This is a genomic window from Micromonospora sp. WMMD1155 (assembly GCF_029581275.1).
GTDB lineage: Bacteria > Actinomycetota > Actinomycetes > Mycobacteriales > Micromonosporaceae > Micromonospora.
The window spans coordinates 222,501-244,811 of sequence record NZ_CP120742.1; the positions used below are offsets into that span (position 1 = coordinate 222,501).

Sequence of the window (22,311 nt, forward strand, 5' to 3'; positions counted from 1 at the left end):
TGCAGGCTCGCCGCGGTGGGGTCGAAGCCCACGTAGTACGTGGCGGACTTCCCACCGTCGAGCAGCTCGCGCAGCTCGTCGAGGCCGGTCGAGTCCTGAATCAGGCCACGCCAGAGCAGGTCGTCGGTCAGGGAGTCCCGCCCGGGCGGCGGGAGGCTACTGTCGGTCACGGTCACCGATTCTCCCCCATCGCCGGCACCGACCCGTACCGGGTTTGGCGCAACCCGCCGCGGTTAGGCTTACGCCGAGTTGATCGAGGAGGGTTTCGCCGTGGAGATGCCGGACGTGACGGGTGGTCTCGTCGCCCTGCTCGGCCTGACGTTCAAGGAAGCGTCCCCCGACCGGGTGGTCATCAGCTGGCAGGTCCGACCGGAGCTGCACCAGCCGTACGGCATCCTGCACGGCGGCGTGTACTGCTCGGTCGTGGAGACCGCGGCGAGCGTGGGTGGCGGCCTCTGGCTGGCCGACCGGGGCACCGTGGTCGGGGTGTCGAACCAGACCGACTTCCTGCGGGCCGTCCGCGACGGGGAGCTGACCGCCGTCGGCACTCCCGTACACCGGGGCCGCAGCCAGCAGCTGTGGCAGGTGGAGATCACCGACGCCGACGACCGGCTGGTCGCCCGCGGCCAGGTGCGGCTGCAGAACCTCTCGCGCGACTGAGCGGCGGCACCGGGCCGACTCAGCTCCGGGCCTCGTCCAGCACCGGCTCCGCGCTCTGCTCGGCGTCGCCGTCGGTGTCGGCCTCGACCTCATCGGGTACGCGGCTGACCCGTACCTCGGTGATCGCCCGGTGGTCGATGCCCGCCACCATCAGCACCCAGCCGTCCAGGGTGACGTCCTCCCCGGCCACGGTCGGGATGTGCCCGAGTCGGGCCAACACCAGCCCGGCGACGGTGGTGTAGTCCCCGGCGGGGCGCGACGGCAGCTCGACGCCGATGTCCGGAAGGTCGTGCACCGGGAACGTGCCGGGCAGCAGCAGCGCGCCGTCGGCGTCGCGGCGCACCGAGCTGACATCCCGGTCGGTCTCGTCGTAGATCTCTCCGACGATCTCCTCCAGGATGTCCTCCAGCGTCACGATGCCGTCGACGGCGCCGCGCTCGTCCACGACCAGCGCGATGTGCTGGCGCTCGGCCTTGAACTGACGCAACGCGTCCACCACGGGCAGCGAGTCGGGCAGCAGCATCGGGGGCCGGGCGATCTCGTCGACCGGACGGTCGTCGGGCACTCCCACCAGGTCGCGCAGGTGGATCACGCCCGCCGTGTCGTCCAGGCCGCCGTGCCGCACCACCGGCGCCCGGGAGTGCCCGGTGGCGGCCAGCACGAGCCGTGCGGCCTCCGCGGTGGTCCCGCTGTCGAGAGTGAAGACCTGCAACCGGGGTACGAGGACGGCCCGCAACCGCCGGTCGGCGATCTCCACCGCCCCGGCGATGATGGTGCGCTGTTCCTTGGTGAAGCCGTGGTTGCCCGCGACGATGTCGCGCAGCTCGTCCGGGCCGATCTCCTCCGGCTCGTGCTTGGGGTTGAGCCCGACCAGCCGGACCACCAGGTCACTGGTGGCGCCGAGGGCCCAGACGGCCGGGCGGGTGAACGCGGCCAGCAGATCGAGGGGACGGGCCACCAGCAGCGCCCACCGCTCGGCGGACTGCATGGCGATCCGCTTGGGGGCCAGCTCGCCGAAGACCAGGGTGACGAACGTCAGCACGAGGGTGACCGCCACGATCGCCACCGTCTCGGCGGCGCCGCCGAACACCCCGAGCAGCGGTACGAGGGGCTTGGCCAGCGAGACCGCGGCGGCGGCGGAGGCCAGGAACCCGGCGAGGGTGATGCCGATCTGGATGGTGGCCAGGAAGCGGTTCGGATCCTTGGCGAGCCGGGCCAGCACCCGCCCCGCCCGGCTGGTGCGCTCCAACCGCTGGATCTGGCTGTCCCGCAGGGACACCAACGCCATCTCGCTACCGGCGAAGAGCGCGTTGATCACGATCAGGATTCCGACCAGGGCCAGTTGGCTCCCGTAGCTCTGCACGCCCGGTTCGCTCCCTCTCCGGTGGTGGCACCGGCCGGTACGCGCGGCGCCCCGCCGGTCGGCGAGCCCGCCCGGCGTAGGCGTCTAGTTGCCCCGTCCCGCGCCGGCCGAATCCTGCCCGAGCGAGGGTACGCGAACGGGTGCCGCTGCCGCCGGACCGGGCGTCGGTCAGGTGGGTGACCCGGGCAGGTCGAGGACGTACGAGTCGCCCTCCGGGCGGAAGCCGAGCCGGTGGTAGTAGGGGGCGACCATCCGGGGCGGGCTGACCACCCGGTGGAAGCCCCGTTCGGTGAACAGGTGACTGCGCCGGTAGACGAACTCACCCGGGGTGAAGTCGCGGAACTTCGGGGTCACGTAGTCCAGGTCGATCTGGGCCACGCCCCGCGCCTCGGCGTGCGAGAGCACCACCCCGACCACCTCGTCGGCGGTGACCACCAGGAACGCGGATCGCCCCGAGGCGTCCGGGTCCCAGTGGAAGCCGGGGTTGAAGCGGGCGATGTCGGCGGCGTGCACCCGCAGCGTGTGGGCGAGGAACTGGTCGCCGACGCCGACCTCCACCACCTGGTAGGTCTTCTCGTCGTGGCGGGTGGCGAGCATCCCGCGCAGGTACCAGATGTTGATCACCGCGAGCACGATGTTGAGCCCGACCATGGGCCAGACCCCGATCGCGGCGTTGTAGCCGATCAACACGACGCAACCGACGAGGTTGAGCGCGCGCAGCCGCAGGACGCGCGACTGCAACAGCGACCAGACCAGCACCGCGGAGCCGGCCCAGCCGACCAGATCCAACCAGTTCACCCCGCGAGACTAGTGCCCGCCCAGGTCAGCGCCCTCGGCGGGCAGCTCCAGCAGCCACTCCTCGACGTCTTCGCCGCGACCGTTCGCGTACCCCGAATCCTCACCGACCACCACGAACCCGCACTTGCGGAGCACCGCGAGGGACGCGGCGTTGTCCTTGGCGGCGCGGGCGTGCACCGGTCGGGGCAGCTCCCGCAGCAGGGCGGTCAGGGCCGCCGTGGCGTGACCCCGGCCCCAGCGCGCCGGATCGATCCAGTAGCTGACCTCGGTCTGCTCGCCGGCCGGCCAGGCGCTCACGTAGCCGACCACCTCGCCGTCGACCTCGACGGTGCGGACCAGGTTCGCCGGGTCGGTCAGCACCCGGGCCCAGTGCTGGGCGAACTCACGACGGTCGGTCGGGTCCTTGGGACCGAACGCGGCCATCCGGTTGGCCTCCGGGTCCTGCTGGTGCAGGAAGAACTCGACGAGGTCGTCCTCGCGGACCGGTCGCAGCACCACGTCGGAGGTCATCAGGCGAGGGTACGCAACGGGTGCGTCAGAAACGGTCGGCGGATGAGGACCAGCGCGGCCGGCTCCGGCGGCGACGGCCGTGGGCGCTCGAAGACACGCCGCGGGAGTGCCGCAGGCGGCGCGTCCGGACCCGCCACCGCGGTCGTACGGTCGACAATGACCTGACCGACCCAGGGAGCGCCGATGAACCGACCCGTCGTGGTGGGCGTGGACGGATCGCCGTCCAGCCTCGTCGCCGCCGAGCACGCGGCCCGCGCCGCGCTGCTCCGGTCCCGACCGCTGCACCTGGTGCACGGCTTCCTGCACCCGCTCGGCTACGGCGTGCCGCTCAACCCGTACGACCTCGGGGTGCCGGCCCCCTCCGAGGAGGCGCAGAAGATGTTGGAGCGTACGGCGACCGAGCTGACCGACCGGTGGCCCGGCCTGGCCGTCGAGGTGCGTCAGGTCGCCGGCGGGCCCGGCATCACCATGATCGAGGAGTCCCGCCGCGCCGACCTCGTCGTAGTGGGCAGCCGCGGGTTGGGCGGGTTCGCCGGGCTGCTGCTCGGGTCGGTCGGCACGCAGGTGGCCGCGCACGCGCACTGCCCGGTGCTGGTGGTCCGCCCGGACGAGCAGCCGATCCCGGTGGACGGCCCGGTGCTCGTCGGCGTCGACGGGTCCGAGTCGTCGCGGCTCGCCGTGGGCTACGCCGCCGACGAGGCGGCACGGCGCGACGTACCGCTGGTGCTGGTGCACGTCGGCCCGCCGACGGAGGGCCGCACGGTGCCGGAGGAGATCGAGGAGTCGCAGGCCGCGTACCGGGTCGACGCCGTGCGGCTGCTCGCCGACGCTTCGGCCGCGGTGCGCGCCGAGCATCCCGACCTGGTGGTGCGGGAGCATCCGGTCCGGGCGGCCGGGGCGGCCCAGGGGCTCATCGAGGCCAGCGGCACCGCGTCGCTGCTGGTCGTGGGCACCCGGGGCCGCGCCGGGTTCACCGGCATGCTGCTCGGCTCGGTCAGCCAGGCGGCGATCCAGCACGCGCACTGCCCGGTGCTGGTCGCCCATCCGTACCCGGTCAGCTGACCGGCGCGTCGCCTCCCCGACCGAGCATCTGCAGGAAGTCGGTGGTGAGGGCGAACGGGTCGGCCGGGCCGCCGGTCGGTGGCCGACGCTCGACCTGGTCGGCCAACTCCCCGGCGGCACGCCGGATCCGACCGCGCAACGCGCCGTCGGCGGTGCCGTCCGACCAGTCCTCCGGTGCGGCGAAGACCGCCGTCGGGACCACCACCGACCGCAGGTACGCGAACATCGGGCGGACGGCGTGCTCCAGGGCCAGCGAGTGCCGGGCGGTGCCGCCGGTGGCCCCGATCAGCACCGGCCGGTCGACGAGCGACTCCTTCTCCAACACGTCGAAGAAGGACTTGAAGAGCCCGTTGTAGGAGGCGCTGAAGATCGGGGTGACGGCGATGAGGCCGTCCGCGCCGGTCACCGTGTCGACGACCTCGCGCAACGCTGCCGGCGGGAACCCGGTGAGCATGTTGTTGACCACGTCGTGGGCGTACTCCCGCAGGTCGACGACGTGCAGCTCCACCTCGGAGCCGCGCCGGACCAACTCGTCGCGGGTGGCCGCGGCGAGCTGGTCGGCGAGCAGCCGGGTCGACGAGGGCTGACTCAGCCCCGCCGAGACCACGGCCAGGGTGCGGCGGGTCATCGCGCCGCCCCCTCCGGTGCCTTGCCGGTCACGTCGTCGACGGCGTGCACGGTGCTGTCCTTCGCGCCGCCGGCGGCGGCGACCAGCGAGGCGTGGGTGGGCGCCTCCGGCACGTGCGCCGGGCGCAGCGCGGCGAACTCCTTGCGCAGCACCGGCACGACCTCCTCGCCGAGCAGGTCGAGCTGCTCCAGCACGGTCTTCAGGGGCAGGCCCGCGTGGTCGATGAGGAACAGCTGCCGCTGGTAGTCGCCGACGTACTCCCGGAAGCCCAGGGTGCGGTCGATGACCTGCTGCGGGCTGCCCACGGTCAGCGGGGTCTCCCGGGTGAACTCCTCCAGCGACGGCCCGTGCCCGTAGACCGGGGCGTTGTCGAAGTACGGGCGGAACTCCCGCACGGCGTCCTGCGAGTTGCGGCGCATGAACACCTGCCCGCCCAGGCCGACGATGGCCTGGTCGGCGGTGCCGTGGCCGTAGTGCGCATACCGCTGGCGGTAGAGCTGCACCATCCGCTGGGTGTGCTCCTTGGGCCAGAAGATGTGGTTGGCGAAGAAGCCGTCGCCGTAGTACGCGGCCTGCTCGGCGATCTCGGGGCTGCGGATCGAGCCGTGCCAGACGAACGGCGGCACGCCGTCGAGCGGACGCGGCGTCGAGGTGAAGGACTGCAGCGGCGTGCGGTACTTGCCCTTCCAGTCGACCACGTCCTCGCGCCACAGCCGGTGCAGCAGGTCGTAGTTCTCGATGGCGAGCGGGATTCCGGCGCGGATGTCCTTACCGAACCACGGGTAGACCGGGCCGGTGTTGCCGCGGCCCATCATCAGGTCGACCCGACCGTCGGACAGGTGCTGGAGCATCGCGTAGTCCTCGGCGATCTTCACCGGGTCGTTCGTGGTGATCAGCGTGGTCGAGGTGGACAGCAGCAGACGCTCGGTGCGCGCCGCGATGTGCCCCAGCATGGTGGTCGGTGACGACGGCACGAACGGCGGGTTGTGGTGCTCGCCGGCGGCGAAGACGTCCAGACCGACCTCTTCGGCCTTGAGCGCGATGGCGACCATCGCCTTGATCCGCTCATGCTCGGTCGGCTCCCGACCGGTGGTCGGGTCGACCGTGACGTCGCCGACGGTGAAGACTCCGAACTGCATGACCAGCTCCTTGCGTGTTGAACCGGGTCATTCGTGGTGCCCGGACGCAGCTGTCAACTTATTTGACGAGTCAAGTATTCCGTCGGCGGGCCGCACCGATGTGGCGTCGGTCACCCCCAGGAGCGGATCTCGGTCGATATGGGGCGTCGATCAGCCGCCCGCCACCGACGGCAACACCTGCACCTCCGCGTCGTCGGCCACGGGCGTGGCGAGACCACCGGAGTGCCGGCAGTCCTCCCCGTCGACGAAGACGTTGACGTAACGCCGCAGCTCGCCGCGCTCGTCGCGGATCCGCCGGGACAGCCTCGGATGATGGGTGGCCAACTCGTCGAGGACCGCCCGGAGCGTCCCGGTGGCGGCGATGCTCAGCCGACTGGCACCGCCGGCCTCGCCCCGCAGTGGCCCGGGCAGCAGCACGGTGACCACGTCACACCGTCGCAGCGCGGACGCAGAGCACGTCGGGCAGGTGCGCGGCCACCGTCGACCAGGAGTCACCCTCGTCGCGGCTGGCGAACACCGAGCCGGAACGAGTGCCGAAGTAGACCCCGCCCGGGGTGGAGTCGTCGGCGCACATCGCGTCGCGCAGCACCGCCGGGTAGAACGGGCCCTCCGGCAGCCCCACCGACAGCGGCTCCCACTTGCCGCCCGCGTCGGCGGATCGGAACACCCGGCAGCGGTGGTCGGTGGGGAACCGCTCGCTGTCGGCCACCAACGGGAACGTCCACACCACGCCGGCGCGCCCGGGGTGGGCCACCATCGGGAAGCCGAAGTCGCTGGGCAGCCCGTCGGCGATCGAGGACCACGTGCGGCCGTCGTCGTCGGAACGGTAGACCCCGTGGTGGTTCTGCGCGTACAACCGCTCGGGGTCGACGGCGTCCCGGGCGACCTTGTGCACGCACTGGCCGAACTCCGGCCACTCGTCGGGCATGAAGTACGCGCGGATGCCGGTGTTGCCCGGCGCCCAGCTGGCCCCCGCGTCCGTCGAGCGGTAGACCCCGCCGGTGGACATGGCGACCAGCAGCCGGGCCGGGTCACGCGGGTGCGGCAGCACGGTGTGCACGGCCTGACCGCCGAAGCCGGCCTCCCACTGCGGACGGTGCGGGTGGTCCCACAGGGACCGGACCAGCTCGAAGCTGCGACCACCGTCGGTGGACTTGAACAGGGCGGACGGCTCGGTGCCGGCCCAGACCACGTCCGGCTCGTCGGGACCGGCCGGCATCAGCTGCCAGACCCGCCCCAGGGAGACGCCCGTGTCGCTCGGGAACGCGACCGGCGCCTCGTCCGGCTCGTCCCAGGACGCGCCGAGGTCGTCGCTGGTGGCGACGCTGGGCCCGAAGTGTGAGCTGGTCACTCCGGCGAGCAGCCGGGGGGTGGGGCGACGGGTGTCGACAGCGACCGAGTAGACACCGGTCATCGGGAAGTGCGGGCCGGTGATCTCCCAACTGCGCCGGTCGTCGTCGCTGGTGGCGAGGAACAACCCCTTGGCCGTGCCGATCGCGAGCAGTGTTGCCATCACGTCCTCCGAACCGTCGGTGAGCAGGTGCGGTGATTATGGCCACACCCCCCGACACATTGACCCGGACACACGCCGCGCCCGGCCCGACCACTGGGCACGAAGTCGCCGGCTGGCCGCGGCGGCACGGGTTCTCAGTGGTGGATGAGCCCGCCGACCGGAACGGGGCCGACGTGGCCCGTCGACGGAAGCGTCCGCTCCAGGGCGAGACCGATGTCGACCACCGCCGATCGGTGCAGGGACGCCACGTCCGGCAGCGGAGTCCAGACCGACTCGGCGGTCTCGCCGTTGGGCTCCGGCCGGAGCGTGCCGCCGACGACGCGGACACGGTAGAAGACGCCGACATTCTGGTGCTCGATCCGCAACCATGCCTCCGCAGCCGGAATCACCCGCGAATCCACACCCAGCAGTCGCTCGACCACCGCCTCGTAACCGGTCTCCTCGGCGACCTCCCGGATCACCGCGTCGAACGGATCCTCCGCGTGCTCGACCTTGCCGCCGGGCAGGGTCCAGTGCCTCTCGCCCGCCGGTGTCACGTAGTGCACGAGCAGCACCCGATCGTCCTTGATGCATACGGCGTACGCCGCCAGCCGGAAACTCACCAGGCACCTCCCGGCGGACCCTATCCCGGTGACCGTGGAGACCGGGTCCGAGTTTCGGCTCGATCGGGGCTACCCCCCGGCCGGTCTCGCGGTCCGACGGCGGGGCGTGTGCCGCCGGTAGCTGCTCACGGTGGCCTCGCCGGTGATCCAGAAACGCCACGGCACGTCGTGCGCGGCGGCCACGCCGACTCGCGGCCCGGCTGAGACGGCCGATCTCTCGACCGGCCTGGTCGGCGGCGTCAACAGCAGCGGCCCCTCGCCGTCGAGCACGGAGGTGCCGTTGGCCGACGCGCTGATCCCGAGCGCGACCACCAGCCGCGCGGGCCCACGGGCGAGGTCGCGATCGGGTACCTGGTCCCCCCGACGCTTTCGGGCGATGTCCAGGCCGTCGACGACCTCGCCGGCCCGTAGCAGGACGGCGGACGCCTCGCCCTCGCGACCGCACACGACGTTCAGACACCAGTGCACGCCGAACACGAAGTAGGTGTAGGCGTACCCAGCCGGACCGAACATCACCTGGGTGCGGGGCGTGGGGCCTCGATGGGCGTGCGAGGCAGGATCCTCCCCCGTGCCCGCGTACGCCTCCACCTCGGTCAGCCTGATCCGGACACCACCTGCCGTGATCTCCCAGCCGAGCAGGGTCCGCGCTGTCTCGGCGACGTCGCTGGCAGGGGCGGTCAGCCAGGGGTAATCCATCCTTGCAGGAAACCCCGCCTCCACCTCGACCTGCAAGCCGAGGATGACTGACGGTGCGGCCATCCCCGTCGGCCAGCACCATCTTTCAACATTATGTTGACAACACTTTGTTGGTGGTGTGTGCTCGGGATATGACGACGGACGATCCGTTCAGCGCGCCCCACCCGGCCCGCGCCCGCGCCCACCGCACCCACGAGGCACTCCAGCGGATCAGCGAACGGCACGCCGACACCGACAGCCGGCGCGGACGCTGGGCCCACCCCTACGTGCTGGACCCCTGGGAGGCGGTGGCCCTGATCACCGCCCTCGCGGCGGGCGGAGCCGAGCGCGAACCGGCCGAGGAACCGGTCGACACCGCTGACCTCACCGCCGCGCTGACCCTGCTGCCACACGTCCGCGCCGAGCTGGACGCCCTGGAGGCCGGGCTGATGACCCTGGCCCGCGACCGTGGGCTGACCTGGCAGGCGATCGCGTACGGGCTGGGGCTGGGCAGCGCGCAGGCGGCCCGGCAGCGCTACGAACGGGTCGCCGCCCGCTCGGCCGAGCCGGCCGAACCCACCCACTGACCGCACGGCACAGCCCTGGCGGATCGAGCGCGCCACATCGGCGACGTGGGGGTGTCGGGACGGCGAGACCGCGCCACATCGGCGACGTGGGGGGTGTCGGGACGGCGAGACCGCGCCACGTCGGCGATGTGGAGTCGATCAAGCGGGCTGCGGCGGTGTGGCGGCGGCACGTCGCGTGCCGACCGGCGGCCCGGCGGGCAGACTGTGCGGACGACGAGGAGGCACCCATGGAGCGCGCGGACATGCTGGCGTACTGCCTGGCGAAGCCGGGAGCATGGCTGGACCGGCCGTGGGAGGGCGACGAGGTGGTGAAGGTCGGCAGCCGGATCTTCGCGTTCCTCGGCAACGGTGCGGGTGAGCCGACGGTCGGCGTCAAGTGCGGGCCGACCCGGGAGGTCGCCGACGAGTGGTTGCACCGGCACCCGGACGACGCCACGGTGATGGCCTACATCGGCCGGTCCGGGTGGAACACGCTGCGCCTGACCGGCGGGATCGACGCCGACGAGCTGACCGAGGCGGTCGACGGGTCGTACGACATGGTGGTCGCCAAGCTCCCGAAGCGGGAGCGGCCGACGGCCTGAACCGACCGCGGCGCCGGCGGAACCCGCCGACGCCGCGGCGAGGTCAGCGCGGTACGACCGACTCGGTGGCCCACTCCCGCCAGCCGGCCAGCCGGTCGGCGGCGGCGGCGAGCTGGTCGGCGACCGGGCCGGGGCCGGTCGAGCCCGGGGTGGTGCGGGCCGCCAGGGCCGAACGGACCGAGAGCACGTCGCGCACCGACGGGTCGAGGTGCCCGCTGATCGCGGCCAGGTCCTCGTCGGAGACGTCCTCCAGCTCGCACTCGCGGGCCGCGCAGAGCGCCACCAAGCGGCCGGTGATCTCGTGCGCGTCACGGAACGGCACGTTGCGCCGGACCAGCCAGTCGGCGACCTCGGTGGCCAGGGAGAACCCGACCGGGGCGGCGGCGACGAGGCGGTCCACCCGGACCGACATCGTGGAGATCATCCCCGCCAGGGCGGGCAGCAGCAGCTCCAGGGTGTCGACGGCGTCGAAGGCGGGCTCCTTGTCCTCCTGCATGTCCCGGTCGTAGGTCATCGGCAGGCCCTTGAGCATGGTCAGGACGGTCACCAGGCCACCGACCAGCCGCCCGGACTTGCCCCGAGCCAGCTCCGCGATGTCCGCGTTCTTCTTCTGCGGCATGATCGACGAACCGGTGGCGAACGAGTCGTCCAGCTCCACCCAGCCGAACTCGTGCGACGTCCAGAGCACCACCTCCTCGCCGAGCCGGGACAGGTGCACCCCGATCATCGCGGTGGTGAAGAGGAACTCGGCGACGAAGTCCCGGTCGGCGACCGCGTCCATCGAGTTGGCGAACGACGTGCGGAAGCCCAGCTCCTTGGCCACCGCCACCGGGTCCAGGGGCAGCCCGGAACCGGCGAGGGCGCCCGCGCCGAGCGGGCTGACGGCCGCCCGGTGGTCCCAGTCGCGCAGCCGCTCCAGGTCCCGCAACAGCGGCTGCACGTGGGCGAGCAACCAGTGCCCGAAGGTGACCGGCTGGGCGTGCTGCAGGTGGGTCATGCCGGGCGCGGCGGTGTCGATGTGCCGCTCGGCCTGCTCGACCAACGCCTCGGCCAGCTCGACCAGGCGACTGGCCACGCCCCGCGCGTGGTCGCGCAGGTAGAGCCGCAGGTCGGTGGCGACCTGGTCGTTGCGGGACCGGCCGGCGCGCAGCTTGCCGCCGAGGCTGCCGAGGCGCTCCAGCAGGCCCCGCTCCAACGCGGTGTGCACGTCCTCGTCGTCGATCGTCGGCCGGAACGCCCCGGAGGCGCACGCGGCCTCCAGGTCGTCCAACGCGGCCAGGATCCGACCCAGCTCCTCCGGGTCGAGCAGGCCGGCGCCGGCGAGGACCCGGGCGTGCGCCCGGGAACCGGCGATGTCGTACGGGGCCAGGCGCCAGTCGAACTGCACGCTCACCGACAGTCGGGCGAGCGCCTCGGCGGGACCGCCGGCGAACCGGCCACCCCACAGGCTCGTCCGGTTGGTGGCTGCGCTGTTCTCGGTCAGGCTCTTGTCGTCCACGTCGCCCATCATTTCTCGGCTTGCCTTTCGCTCGCGACTGCGGGGCGCACTCGCGGCGCTCGCTGGATCATGACGTGGTGGTCCCCTCGACGGTGTCGTCGCGCCGGGCCCAGCCGGCGAGCTTCTCGCCGAGCGCGGCCCCACCGACGGCCTCACGGGCCACGACGAGGATGGTGTCGTCGCCGGCGATGGTGCCGACGACCTCCGGCAGGCCCGCCCGGTCCAACGCGCTGGCCAGATACTGGGCCGCGCCCGGCGGGGTCCGCAACACGGCGATGTTGCCGCTGGAGTCGACCCCGTTGAGCAGCTCGTGCAGCAGCCGCATCAACCGGGCCGGCGCGGCCTCGGCGTCGCGCAACGGCCGCTTACCGTCCTCGGGGATCAGGTAGACGGCCGGGCCGTCGCCCCCGCGAACCTTGACCGCGCCCAACTCCTCGAGGTCCCGCGAGAGGGTGGCCTGGGTGACCCCGACACCGTCGGCGGCGAGCAGGTCGGCCAGCTCGGTCTGCGACCGGATGGCCTTGTCGCGGATCAGCTCCACGATCCGGGCGTGCCGGGCCGCGCGGGTCAACGGGGCGGTCATCGGGACTCCCCGGACGTGGCGTCCAGCAGGAACGTCAGCAACGCCTTCTGCGCGTGCAGCCGGTTCTCCGCCTGGTCGAAGACCGCGCTCTGCGGACCGTCGAGCACCTCGTCGGTGATCTCCTCGCCGCGGTGCGCGGGCAGGCAGTGCAGCACGATCGCGTCCGGTGCGGCCTGACCGAGCAACTCCTTGTTGACCTGGTACGGCAGGAACGGCGTGATCCGATCCAGCCCGTCGGACTCCTGACCCATCGAGGTCCAGGTGTCGGTGGCGAGCACGTCGGCGTCGCGTGCCGCCTGCGCCGGGTCGGTCAGCACCCGCACCGACCCGCCGGTCTCGGCGGCGATCCGGGCCGCCCCGTCCACCACGGACGGATCGGGCGCGAAACCCTCCGGCCCGGCGACCCGGACGTGCATCCCGGCCGTCGCCCCGGCCAGCAGGTACGACTGCGCCATGTTGTTCGCGCCGTCCCCCACGTACGCCAGGGTGCGCCCGGCCGTGCCGCCGCACCGCTCCCGGACGGTGAGCAGGTCGGCCAGCAGCTGACACGGGTGGAAGCCGTCGGTGAGCGCGTTCACCACCGGCACGCTCGCCCCCGCCGCCACCTCGGCGATCCGGTCGTCGCCGTGGGTGCGCAGCACGATGGCGGCGACGTAGCGGGACAGCACACGCCCCGCGTCGGCGAGCGACTCACCCCGACCGAAGTGGGTGACCTGCGTGTCCACGACGAGCGGGTGCCCACCCAGCTCGGCGATCCCGGCGTCGAACGAGATCCGGGTCCGCAGGCTCTGCTTGTCGAAGAGCACCGCCACCGAACGGGGGCCGACCAGCGGCCGGTGACCGAACCGGTCCGCCTTCATCCGCTCTGCCAGGTCGAGGACCGCTGACTGCTCGGCGGGCGAAAGGTCGTCGTCGCGCAGGAAGTGCCGGGTCATCGAGTCGTCCCTGTCGTGGTGGTCAAGGTGGTCGGTTCGAGAGCCGCGCCCGCGGCCGCCGGGGCCGTCACGTCCAACGCGGCGGGCAACGCGGCCAGGAAGGCGTCGGCCTGGGCGGCGGTGAGGATCAGTGGCGGGGCCAGCCGGAGCACCCCCGACTGCACCGGGTTCACCAGGAAACCGGCCTCCCGCAGGGCGTCGGCGAGCACCGACGCCACCGGCGCGGTGAGCGCCACGCCGAGCAGCAGCCCCGCGCCGCGTGCGTCGGCGATCAGCGGGTGGCCCAACGCCTCGATGCCCCGGCGCAGCCGCTCACCGACCCGCTTGACGTTGTCGAGCAGCCCCTCGTTGGCGATGGTCGCCACCACGGCGAGCGCCGCCGCGCAGCTGACCGGGTTGCCGCCGAAGGTGGTGCCGTGCGAGCCGGGGGTGAGCAGGTCGGCGGCCGGACCGAAGGCCAGCGTGGCGCCGATCGGCAACCCGCCCCCCAGACCCTTCGCCAGGGTGACGACGTCCGGCTCCACACCCTCGGCCTGGTGCGCGAACCAGTGCCCGGTACGACCGATGCCGGTCTGCACCTCGTCGAGGACCAGCAACGCCCCGTGCCGGGCGGTGATCCGCCGGGCCGCCGCGAGGTAACCGGCCGGCGGGACGACCACACCGTTCTCACCCTGGATCGGCTCCACGATCAGCATCGCGGTGGCGTCGGAGACGGCCTCCTCCAGAGCGGCGACGTCGCCGTAGTCGACGTGGGTCACCTCGCCGGGCAACGGCCGGAACGGGTCGGCCTTGGCCGGCTGACCGGTCAACGCGAGCGCACCCATGGTGCGGCCGTGGAAGCCGCCCCTGGTGGCCACCACGTGCGTGCGACCGGTACGCCGGGAGAGCTTGAACGCCGCCTCGTTGGCCTCCGCGCCCGAGTTGGCGAAGAAGACCCGGCCGGGTCGACCGGCGAGCGCCAACAACAGCTCGGCCAGGGCCACCGGCGGCTCGGCGACGTAGAGGTTGGAGACGTGCCCGAGGGTCGCGACCTGCTTCGACACCGCCGCGACCACGGCCGGATGGGCGTGCCCGAGGGCGTTCACCGCGATGCCGCCGACCAGGTCGAGGTATTCCCGGCCGGAGTCGTCGACCACGACGGCACCGGCGCCGGAGACCAGCGCCAGCGGCGGCGTGCCGTAATTGTCCATCATGGACTGCTTCCAGCGCTGCGCCAACGTGCTCACGACACGACCATCCCGTCTCCCGGCACCACCATCGTCCCGAACCCTTCCGAGGTGAACACCTCCAGCAACGTGGAGTGCGCCACCCGACCGTCGACGACGTGCGCGGCGGGCACTCCCCCGCGCACCGCCCGCAGACAGGCCTCCATCTTCGGCACCATCCCCGACTCCAGATCCGGTAGCAGCTTGGCCAGGTCGTCCGCGGTGATCTCGGAGACCAGGCTGGTGGTGTCCGGCCAGTCCGCGTACAGGCCGGCCACGTCGGTGAGCACGACCAGCTTGCGAGCCCGCAACGCGATCGCCAGCGCGGCGGCGGCCGTGTCCGCGTTGAGGTTGTGCAGCACCCCGTCGACGTCCGGCGCCACCGTGGAGATCACCGAAATCCGACCGGCCTCGATCAGGTCCGTCACCGCCGACACGTCGACCGACTCGACGTCCCCGACCTGACCGACGTCGACCGGCAACCCGTCCACGTACGCCGGGCGGCGCACCGCCGTGAACAACCGGGCGTCCTCGCCGGAGAGACCGACGGCATACGGGCCGTGCGAGTTGATCAACCCGACCAGCTCGCGGCCCACCTGCCCGACCAGCACCATCCGGACCACGTCCATCGCCTCGGCGGTCGTCACCCGCAGGCCACCCCGGAACTCACTGGCGATACCGAGCCGACCCAACATCGCGGAGATCTGCGGGCCGCCGCCGTGCACCACCACCGGCTTCAGACCGGCGTACCGCAGGAAGACCATGTCCGCAGCGAACGCCCGCTGCAACTCCGGATCGGTCATCGCGTTGCCGCCGTACTTGACCACGACAGTGGAACCGGAGAAACGCGCCAGCCAGGGCAACGCCTCGATCAACGTCTCCGCCTTGGCCTGGACCCGGGCGAGATCAGTGCTGAGGCTCATGTCGAGTACGCCGAGTTCTCGTGCACGTACGCGTGGGACAGATCGTTGGTCCAGATCGTCGCCGCCGCCGTACCCGCGTGCAGGTCGATCCGGATGGTCACGCCCCGCCCGGTCAGGTCCACCTTCGAACGGTCCTCGGCGCCCGCACCGCCCCGACACACCCACACCCCGTTGACCGCCACGTCCACCTCGTCCGCATCGAAGGCGGCCCGGGTGGTGCCGACGGCGGCGAGGATCCGACCCCAGTTCGGGTCGTTGCCGAACAGCGCGGTCTTGACCAGGTTGTTGCGCGCCACCGTACGGCCCACCTCGACCGCGTCGTCCTCGTCGGCGGCGTTCACCACCTCGATGGCGACCTCCTTGGTGGCGCCCTCGGCGTCTCCCACCAACTGCTGGGCCAGGTCGTGACAGGCCGCGGTGACCACGGCGGTCAACTCGGCCACCGTCGGCTCGATGCCGCTCGCACCGCTGGCCAACAGCAACACCGTGTCGTTCGTCGACATGCAGCCGTCGGAGTCGACCCGGTCGAAGGTGACCCGGGTCGCCGCGCGCAGCGCCTCGTCCAGCACCGCCGGCCCGGCCACCGCGTCGGTGGTGAGCACGCAGAGCATGGTCGCCATCCCGGGAGCGAGCATCCCGGAGCCCTTGGCCATGCCGCCGACCGTCCAACCGCTGCCCCGGGCCACTGTGGTCTTCGGCCGGGTGTCAGTGGTCATGATGGCCTCGGCGGCGGCCCCGCCACCGTCGCGGGACAAGCTCTTGATCGCCGACCGGACGCCGGGCAGCAGTTTCGGCATCGGCAGCCGCTCACCGATCAGGCCGGTCGAGCAGACCGCCACCTCACCGGCACCGAGGATCAGCCGCGGGCTCACCGAGGTCAACTCGGCGGCGGCGTGCTCGGCGGTGGCATGGGTGTCCTGGAAACCGCCCGGGCCGGTGCAGGCGTTGGCGCCGCCGGAGTTGAGCACCACCGCGCGGACCACACCGCCCTGCACGACCTGCTGGCTCCACAGCACCGGCGCGGCCTTGACCCGGTTGGTCGTGAAGACACCGGCGACACCGGCGTCCGGACCGTCGTTGACCACCAGCGCGACGTCCGCGCCGCCGCTGGCCTTGAGCCCGGCGGCCACACCAGCCGCCCGGAACCCCCGAGGGGTGGTGACGCTCACGGCGCCTGCCTTTCGTCCACGACGGCGGGGCTCCGCCGCGCCGCACTGCTCGCGCTCACGGGCTGACTCCCCAGATCGACAGGCCCGTCGTCTCCGGCAGGCCGAGCATGAGGTTGGCGTTCTGCACTGCCTGACCGGCGGCGCCCTTGCCCAGGTTGTCCAGCGCGCTGAGCACGATCAGCCGCCCCGAGTCGACGTCGACGGTGGCCTGCAGGTGACACGAGTTGGAGCCCATCGTGGCCGCCGTGTGCGGCCAGCGACCCTCCGGCAGCACGTGCACGAACGGCGCGTCCGCGTACGCCCGCGTCAGCACCTCCTGCGGGTCGACGCCGCGCGCCGGCACCGCCGTGACGGTGGCCAGGATGCCGCGCGGCATCGGCGCCAGGACCGGGGTGAACGACAGCCCGGTCGCCCCGGTCGCCTGCTTGATCTCCGGTACGTGCTGGTGGGTGCCGACCCGGTACGGCGACAGGTCGCCCATGACCTCGCTGGCCAGCAGGTGCGCCTTGGCCGCCCGGCCCGCGCCGGAGGTGCCGGAGGCGGCGACCACCACCACGTCGGCCGGGTCGGCCGCGCCGTCGGCGATCAGCGGCGCGAGCGCCAGGGTGATCGCTGCGGCGTAGCAGCCGGTGTTGGCCACCCGGGTGGAGCCGGCGATCAGCTCCCGCTGACCGGGCAGCTCGGGCAGGCCGTAGGTCCACTGCCCGGCGTGCGTGCCGCCGTAGTACTGCGCCCAGGCGTACGGGTCGGCCAGCCGGTGATCCGCGCCCAGATCGACGATGCGCACCTCGGCCGGCAACTGCGCGGCGAGGGCCGCCGACTCGCCGTGCGGCAGGGCCAGGAAGACCAGGTCAGCGTCGGCCAGCGTGGCGGGGTCGGTCGTGCCGAGCACCAGGTCGAGACCGGTGAGCTGGGGGTGCACCGCGTCGACGCGGTGCCCGGCCTGACTGTGGGCAGTGGCTGCGACCAGCTCGAACTCCGGGTGCCCGGCGACCAGACGCAGCAACTCACCCCCGGCGTAGCCGCTCGCACCGGCGACCGCGACTCGAATCCCCATACCCACCTCCGCATGACTATGCAGAGAAGATTAACAAGGACGACTCACGAGTGCAAGTTCATGCAGCCTACTGCATGCTAATGAATAACTCAGCTGCACCGTGATACGTCCCCGATCCCGGCCAGCGGGAAGCCGTTCATGCTTCTGCCTCCTCGGCACCAATCGAGATCGCGGTTACAAGTAGCGGCGCGCCGCAGGTCGCTTCCACCGTGGGACCGGCCGAGACCAGACCAGCTTCTCGCGGATGAACTGCCCGACGCGGACCATGACTTCAGCGTCGACTTCGCGATCACGCCGAACGAGGTAGTGGTTTGCAGACCCGAACGGGGACGGCCGTCCGGCATCATCAGATCAAACCATCGCCACGATCAGCTCGGCCGTATCCCCGTACTGCGCACCTAAAGACGGCAGGACACCGGCTCGTGTAGCTCAAAGTCGATGACAGGGGCGACCGCGGGACCCGAACCCAACCCGCGGATCAGGAGCAGATGGCGGTGGCCACACGTACGGCGGTCATTGGCAGAGGTGGGTTGGCGAGAATCCGGCGGACCATGGCATTTTCGCCTCTCGTCCCCGGTGGGGCACCTTTCTAGGCTCCTTCCCGACAGACTTTCCGCGAACGTGAACGGGGCTGGATCGTGCTTCGCTATGTCATGCCGGTGGTGATCGGGCTGGGTTACGTCGGGCTCAACTCCTTCGTGCCGGAGCCGCACCGGCGGCACCTGAACGCGCTCGTCGTCACCGGCGCCGGGGCCGCCTACATCAGCGGGGGCGGATTCGGGCTGTGGGAGCTGGCCTTCTGCGCGCTGCTACTGGTGGTGGGCTACGCCGGGCTCACCTCGTACACCTTCATCGGCGTCGGATGGCTCCTGCACACGGCCTGGGACGTCGTGCACCACCGGCGCGGCACCCCGATCATCCCCTCGCTGCACGACTCGTCCTTCGGCTGCGCGCTCTGCGATCCGGTCATCGCGCTGTGGTGCTTCGCCGGCGGTCTGTCGGTCCGAGCCCTGTACGACCGGACCGTGCGGCGGGCGGACGATGCGCGCCCGGCGGTCACCGCCCAATCCTGACTGGTTGAATTCCGCCATGCACACAGTGGCCGTGCTCGCCCTCGACAGCGTCGTCCCGTTCGACCTGGCCACCCCGATGGAGGTCTTCCACCGCACCCGCCTGCCCGACGGCCGCGCCGGCTACCGCGTCCTCGTCTGCGCTGCCACACCGACGGTCACCGCCGGCGCGTTCAGCATCGCGGTGCCGTGGGGCCTGGACGTCCTCGCCGACGCCGACACCGTCGTCGTTCCGGGTGTCTCCGACCCCGCCGCCGCGACACCCGCCGCGGTCCTCGCCTCGTTGCGCGCCGCCGCCGCGAACGGCGCCCGGATCGCCTCGATCTGCGGCGGCGCGTTCACCCTCGCCGCCACCGGCCTGCTCGACGGACGCCGCGCCACCACGCACTGGCTCGCCACCGAGCGGCTCGCCGCCCAGCATCCGCGGATCCAGGTCGACCCCAACGTGCTCTACGTGGACAACGGCCAGTTCCTGACCTCCGCCGGCGCCGCCGCCGGGCTCGACCTGTGCCTGCACCTGATCCGCCGCGACCACGGCGCCGCCGTCGCCGCCGACGCGGCGAGGTTGTCCGTCATGCCGCTGGAACGCGCGGGCGGACAGGCGCAGTTCATCACGCACGAACCACCGGCCCCCGAGGGGGCGACCCTGGAGCCGCTGCTGGCCTGGATGCGCGACAACGCCCGGCGTGAGCTGACCCTCGCCGACATCGCCCGCCATGCCGGCATGAGCACCCGGACGCTGAACCGGCGCTTCCGCGACCAGACCGGCACAACGCCGCTGCGATGGCTGCACCGGGTCCGCGTCCACCAGGCGCAGCACCTCCTGGAGACCACGGCCCATCCCGTCGACCGGGTGGCGACGCAGGTTGGCTTCGGCTCCACCACCGCCTTTCGGGACCGCTTCAAGCGGATCACCGGCACCAGCCCGCAGGCATATCGGCGTAGCTTCCGCATCGGGTGACCACAATGCAACGCCGTCGCCGCGAACGGACGGTGTGTCCACAAGAACGAAAAAGACCCCGGCTCGGCAAGTGACTGCCGAGTCAGGGCCTTGATCGTTGATCATCGGTACGCCGCCAGGGACTCGAACCCCGAACCCGCGGATCAAGAGATCGCGGGGCGGGGGCACGTCGACCCCGTCAGGCGCCGCGCAGGGTGGCGCCGAGGCGCTCCGCCGCGACGGCGACCGCGGCGTCCCGCGCCGCGACCGCCTCCTCGACGGTGAGCGTCCGGTCCGGGGCCCGGAACGTCAGCTTGTACGCCAACGACCGGCGGCCCTCGCCGAGCTGCGCGCCGGAGTAGACGTCGAACAGCCGCACGTCCTCCAGCAGGTCACCGGCGCCGGCCTCCAGCGCCCGGCGCACCTGCTCCGCCGGCACCGACTCGTCCACCACCAACGCCACGTCGATGAGCGCCGGTGGGAAGCCGGAGACCGACGGCGCGGGCGTCACCGGGCTCGGCGGCAACGCGTCCAGGTTCAACTCCATCGCGCAGGTGCGACGGGGCAGCTCCAACGCCCCGACGACCACCGGGTGCAGCTCACCGGCGTGCCCGACGACAGTGCCGTCGACCAGCAGCTCGGCGCAGCGGCCCGGGTGCCACGGCGCGTACTCGGCCGCGCGGACCTCCACCTGCTCGCCGGGCACACCGGCGGCGTCCAGCACGTCCCGAGCCGCCTCGATGGCGTCCGCCCAGCCGGCCGGTCGACCGGCACCCCACCAGCCGGCCGGGTCGATGTCGCCGGAGAGCACCGCCGCGACGTGCACCGGCTGCGCCGGGACCACCGCGTCGGCGGCGGCGAACTCCGCGTCGGTGGGCCGCCGGTCCACGCCCATCGCGGGCGGGCTGCCCGCACCGACGCGCGGGTGGAAGACCGCGCCGATCTCGTACAGGGCGAGGTCACGCTGGCCCCGGCCGAGGTTGCGCTTGAGGGTGCCGAGCAGCGGGCCGAGCAGCGTGGTGCGCAGCAGCGGCTCCTCCTCGGACAACGGGTTGGCCAGCCGCACCGCGGGCCGACGCGCGTCGTCGGCCGGCAGGCCGAGCTGGTCGGCCAGCTCCGGCGACACGAACGGCTGCGCGAGCACCGCCACGTACCCCCGCTCCGCCAGCGAGTCGGCGACCGCCCGGCGGCGACGCTGCCGTGGGGTCAGACCACGACCGGGGGGCGCGCTCGGCAGCACCGACGGCACCTTGTCGTACCCGTCGAGGCGGACCACCTCCTCGACCAGGTCCGCCGGGTCGGTCAGGTCGGGCCGCCAGGTCGGCGGGGTGACGCTCAGCACGGTCCCCACGCCGCTGGCCACACCGACCGTGCCCGGGTCCTCGGACAACCGGTCCGCGCCCTGCGCGACGGTGCAGCCGACCCGCTCCAGCAGCGCGACCACCCGCGCCGGCGGGTACTCGACGCCGACCCGCCGGGTCGGCAGGTCCGCCGGCAGGCTGATCGGGGTACGCGGCCGGATGTGGTCGATGTCCAGGATCTCCGCGCTCGGCGTGCCGCCGCCGTGCTCGGTCAGCAGGCCCACGGCACGCTCCAACGCGACGAGCGCCACGGCCGGGTCGACGCCCCGCTCCCAGCGCTTCGCGGCCTCGCTGAACAGCTTGTGCCGACGGGCGGTGCGCCCGACCATCGCCGGGTCCCAGTGCGCCGCCTCGAAGAGCACGTTGGTGGTGGTCCCGGTGACGACCTCGCTGGTCTCACCACCCATCACCGCGGCGAGGGAGATCGGGACGCCGTCGCCCCCGCCCCCGAGGGCGTTGGACAGCCCAGCGTCGCAGATGACCATGTCGTCGGCGGTGAGCACCCGGTTGACGCCATCCAGGGTGGTCAGCTTCTCCCCCGCCTCGGCTCGGCGGACCACCAGCGACCCCACGATCCGATCGGCGTCGAAGGCGTGCATCGGCTGGCCCAGCTCCAGCATCACGTAGTTGGTGATGTCGACGGGCAGCGAGATGCTGCGGATGCCGGCGGTGACGAGCCGCTGGGCCATCCACGACGGGGTCGGCGCGCCTGGGTCGACGCCCCGGACCAGACGGGCGGTGAATCTGTCGCAGCCGACCGTGTCGCGGACCTCCACCGGGTACGCGGGCTCCTCGGTGCCGCGCGGCGCGGGCATCAGAGCCGGGTCGCGCAGCGGCACGTCGAACGCGTGCGACAGCTCCCGGGCCAGGCCGCGCAGGCTCAGCGCGTACCCCCGGTCGGGGGTGATCTCCAGGTCGAGCACGACGTCGTCGAGACCGACCACCGGGCGCGCGTCGTCGCCCGGCTTGGCCGCCACGTCCGGCCCCAGCACGATGATGCCGGAGTGGTCGTCGCCCAGGCCCAACTCCTTCGCCGAGCAGATCATGCCCGCCGAGTTGTGCCCGTACGTCTTCCGGGCGCCGATCGCGAACCCGCCGGGCAGCACACCACCGGGCAGGATCACCACCACCCGGTCACCGACGGCGAAGTTCCGCGCCCCGCAGACGATCTCCTGCGGCTCGCCGGTGCCGTTCGCGTCACCCACGTCCACCCGGCAGAACCGGATCGGCTTCTTGAAGCCGGTCAGCTCTTCGATCTCGCGTACCTCACCGACGACGAGCCGACCGGTGACGCTCTCGCGCAGGTCCACGACGGACTCGACCTCGATGCCGAGGTCGACCAGGGCCTGCTCCAGGTCACCGGTGGGCAGGTCGGCGGGGAGGTCGACGTACTCCCGCAGCCAACTGACAGAAACTCGCATGACTTCAGACCACCGTTCCCGTGTCTCGTAC

At 72.4% G+C, this 22,311-nt stretch carries 24 protein-coding genes (1 of these 24 cut by a window edge); 6 read left to right on the plus strand and 18 right to left on the minus strand.

Annotated elements, in window-relative coordinates; genetic code table 11:
- Window positions 1–170, minus strand: partial view of a tyrosine--tRNA ligase gene (gene tyrS, locus O7617_RS00690; RefSeq protein WP_282260788.1) — the beginning only. The gene continues 1,123 nt to the left of window position 1, outside the view; the window shows 170 of its 1,293 coding nt (coding positions 1–170); the start codon lies at window positions 168–170; its stop codon lies beyond the left edge, outside the window.
- Window positions 171–276: 106 nt separating this feature from the next.
- Between tyrS and O7617_RS00695 the strand changes: the two genes are divergently transcribed.
- Window positions 277–660, plus strand: a complete 384-nt coding sequence (locus O7617_RS00695; RefSeq protein WP_282264593.1) for a PaaI family thioesterase — start codon at window positions 277–279, stop codon at window positions 658–660.
- A gap of 19 nt (window positions 661–679) precedes the next feature.
- Here O7617_RS00695 and O7617_RS00700 read toward each other — a convergent pair whose 3' ends face one another.
- The 3 genes from O7617_RS00700 to O7617_RS00710 all read right to left on the minus strand — a co-directional run bounded on the left by O7617_RS00700 (window position 680) and on the right by O7617_RS00710 (window position 3,331).
- Window positions 680–2,023, minus strand: a complete 1,344-nt coding sequence (locus O7617_RS00700; protein WP_282260789.1) for a hemolysin family protein — start codon at window positions 2,021–2,023, stop codon at window positions 680–682.
- A gap of 168 nt (window positions 2,024–2,191) precedes the next feature.
- Complete coding sequence (locus O7617_RS00705; RefSeq protein ID WP_282260790.1) at window positions 2,192–2,821, minus strand: hypothetical protein; 630 nt, start codon at window positions 2,819–2,821, stop codon at window positions 2,192–2,194.
- Between the two features lie 9 nt (window positions 2,822–2,830).
- The gene (locus O7617_RS00710; RefSeq protein ID WP_282260792.1) at window positions 2,831–3,331 is read right to left on the minus strand and encodes a GNAT family N-acetyltransferase; all 501 of its coding nucleotides are present in this window, start codon (window positions 3,329–3,331) and stop codon (window positions 2,831–2,833) included.
- Window positions 3,332–3,514: 183 nt separating this feature from the next.
- Between O7617_RS00710 and O7617_RS00715 the strand changes: the two genes are divergently transcribed.
- Window positions 3,515–4,393 carry a universal stress protein gene (locus O7617_RS00715; RefSeq protein WP_282260794.1) on the plus strand — a complete coding sequence of 293 codons (879 nt, stop codon included), beginning with the start codon at window positions 3,515–3,517 and terminating at the stop codon, window positions 4,391–4,393.
- Here O7617_RS00715 and O7617_RS00720 read toward each other — a convergent pair.
- From O7617_RS00720 to O7617_RS00745, 6 genes are all read right to left on the minus strand, one after another.
- Complete coding sequence (locus tag O7617_RS00720) at window positions 4,386–5,021, minus strand: FMN reductase (protein ID WP_282260795.1); 636 nt, start codon at window positions 5,019–5,021, stop codon at window positions 4,386–4,388. The genes O7617_RS00715 and O7617_RS00720 overlap by 8 nt on opposite strands.
- Window positions 5,018–6,160, minus strand: coding sequence for an LLM class flavin-dependent oxidoreductase (locus O7617_RS00725; protein WP_282260796.1), 1,143 nt, complete (start codon window positions 6,158–6,160; stop codon window positions 5,018–5,020). The genes O7617_RS00720 and O7617_RS00725 overlap by 4 nt, the downstream gene beginning before the upstream one ends.
- 150 nt (window positions 6,161–6,310) lie before the next feature.
- Window positions 6,311–6,586 carry a ubiquitin-like small modifier protein 1 gene (locus O7617_RS00730; protein WP_282260797.1) on the minus strand — a complete coding sequence of 92 codons (276 nt, stop codon included), beginning with the start codon at window positions 6,584–6,586 and terminating at the stop codon, window positions 6,311–6,313.
- 1 nt (window position 6,587) lies between these two features.
- The gene (locus tag O7617_RS00735; RefSeq protein WP_282260798.1) at window positions 6,588–7,673 is read right to left on the minus strand and encodes an exo-alpha-sialidase; all 1,086 of its coding nucleotides are present in this window, start codon (window positions 7,671–7,673) and stop codon (window positions 6,588–6,590) included.
- A gap of 134 nt (window positions 7,674–7,807) precedes the next feature.
- Window positions 7,808–8,275 (minus strand): NUDIX hydrolase, encoded by a 468-nt coding sequence (locus O7617_RS00740; RefSeq protein ID WP_282260799.1) that lies wholly within the window; start codon window positions 8,273–8,275, stop codon window positions 7,808–7,810.
- Window positions 8,276–8,344: 69 nt separating this feature from the next.
- Window positions 8,345–8,971 (minus strand): DNA-3-methyladenine glycosylase, encoded by a 627-nt coding sequence (locus O7617_RS00745; RefSeq protein WP_282260800.1) that lies wholly within the window; start codon window positions 8,969–8,971, stop codon window positions 8,345–8,347.
- A 131-nt stretch (window positions 8,972–9,102) separates the two neighbouring features.
- Between O7617_RS00745 and O7617_RS00750 the strand changes: the two genes are divergently transcribed.
- Both O7617_RS00750 and O7617_RS00755 read left to right on the plus strand, forming a co-directional pair.
- A complete protein-coding gene (locus tag O7617_RS00750; RefSeq protein WP_282260801.1) occupies window positions 9,103–9,537 on the plus strand; it encodes a DNA-binding protein in 435 nt (144 codons plus the stop codon).
- Between the two features lie 227 nt (window positions 9,538–9,764).
- Window positions 9,765–10,118 carry an MmcQ/YjbR family DNA-binding protein gene (locus O7617_RS00755; protein ID WP_282260802.1) on the plus strand — a complete coding sequence of 118 codons (354 nt, stop codon included), beginning with the start codon at window positions 9,765–9,767 and terminating at the stop codon, window positions 10,116–10,118.
- Between the two features lie 43 nt (window positions 10,119–10,161).
- Here the strand turns inward: O7617_RS00755 and argH are convergent, their stop codons facing one another.
- The 7 genes from argH to argC are packed head-to-tail and all read right to left on the minus strand — an operon-like array spanning window position 10,162 to window position 17,488.
- Window positions 10,162–11,625, minus strand: a complete 1,464-nt coding sequence (argH, locus tag O7617_RS00760) for an argininosuccinate lyase (protein ID WP_282264594.1) — start codon at window positions 11,623–11,625, stop codon at window positions 10,162–10,164.
- A 58-nt stretch (window positions 11,626–11,683) separates the two neighbouring features.
- Complete coding sequence (locus O7617_RS00765) at window positions 11,684–12,199, minus strand: arginine repressor (RefSeq protein ID WP_282260803.1); 516 nt, start codon at window positions 12,197–12,199, stop codon at window positions 11,684–11,686.
- Window positions 12,196–13,134: an ornithine carbamoyltransferase gene (gene argF / locus O7617_RS00770; RefSeq protein WP_282260804.1), complete on the minus strand. Its 939-nt coding sequence runs from the start codon at window positions 13,132–13,134 to the stop codon at window positions 12,196–12,198. The genes O7617_RS00765 and argF overlap by 4 nt, the downstream gene beginning before the upstream one ends.
- Window positions 13,131–14,360 carry an acetylornithine transaminase gene (locus tag O7617_RS00775; protein ID WP_282260805.1) on the minus strand — a complete coding sequence of 410 codons (1,230 nt, stop codon included), beginning with the start codon at window positions 14,358–14,360 and terminating at the stop codon, window positions 13,131–13,133. Before O7617_RS00775 ends, argF begins: the two co-directional genes overlap by 4 nt.
- Entirely contained in the window at window positions 14,357–15,262 is a 906-nt protein-coding gene (argB, locus tag O7617_RS00780; protein ID WP_282260806.1) for an acetylglutamate kinase, read from the minus strand. The genes O7617_RS00775 and argB overlap by 4 nt, the downstream gene beginning before the upstream one ends.
- Window positions 15,259–16,431, minus strand: a complete 1,173-nt coding sequence (argJ, locus tag O7617_RS00785; RefSeq protein WP_282260807.1) for a bifunctional glutamate N-acetyltransferase/amino-acid acetyltransferase ArgJ — start codon at window positions 16,429–16,431, stop codon at window positions 15,259–15,261. The genes argB and argJ overlap by 4 nt, the downstream gene beginning before the upstream one ends.
- Window positions 16,432–16,486: 55 nt before the next feature.
- Window positions 16,487–17,488 carry an N-acetyl-gamma-glutamyl-phosphate reductase gene (argC, locus tag O7617_RS00790; RefSeq protein WP_282260808.1) on the minus strand — a complete coding sequence of 334 codons (1,002 nt, stop codon included), beginning with the start codon at window positions 17,486–17,488 and terminating at the stop codon, window positions 16,487–16,489.
- A 638-nt stretch (window positions 17,489–18,126) separates the two neighbouring features.
- Between argC and O7617_RS00795 the strand changes: the two genes are divergently transcribed.
- Entirely contained in the window at window positions 18,127–18,561 is a 435-nt protein-coding gene (locus O7617_RS00795; protein ID WP_282260809.1) for a DUF6010 family protein, read from the plus strand.
- Between the two features lie 16 nt (window positions 18,562–18,577).
- Window positions 18,578–19,519, plus strand: a complete 942-nt coding sequence (locus tag O7617_RS00800) for a helix-turn-helix domain-containing protein (protein WP_282260811.1) — start codon at window positions 18,578–18,580, stop codon at window positions 19,517–19,519.
- A gap of 178 nt (window positions 19,520–19,697) precedes the next feature.
- Here the strand turns inward: O7617_RS00800 and pheT are convergent, their stop codons facing one another.
- Window positions 19,698–22,280: a phenylalanine--tRNA ligase subunit beta gene (pheT, locus tag O7617_RS00805; protein ID WP_282260812.1), complete on the minus strand. Its 2,583-nt coding sequence runs from the start codon at window positions 22,278–22,280 to the stop codon at window positions 19,698–19,700.
- Window positions 22,281–22,311: the final 31 nt, after the last annotated feature.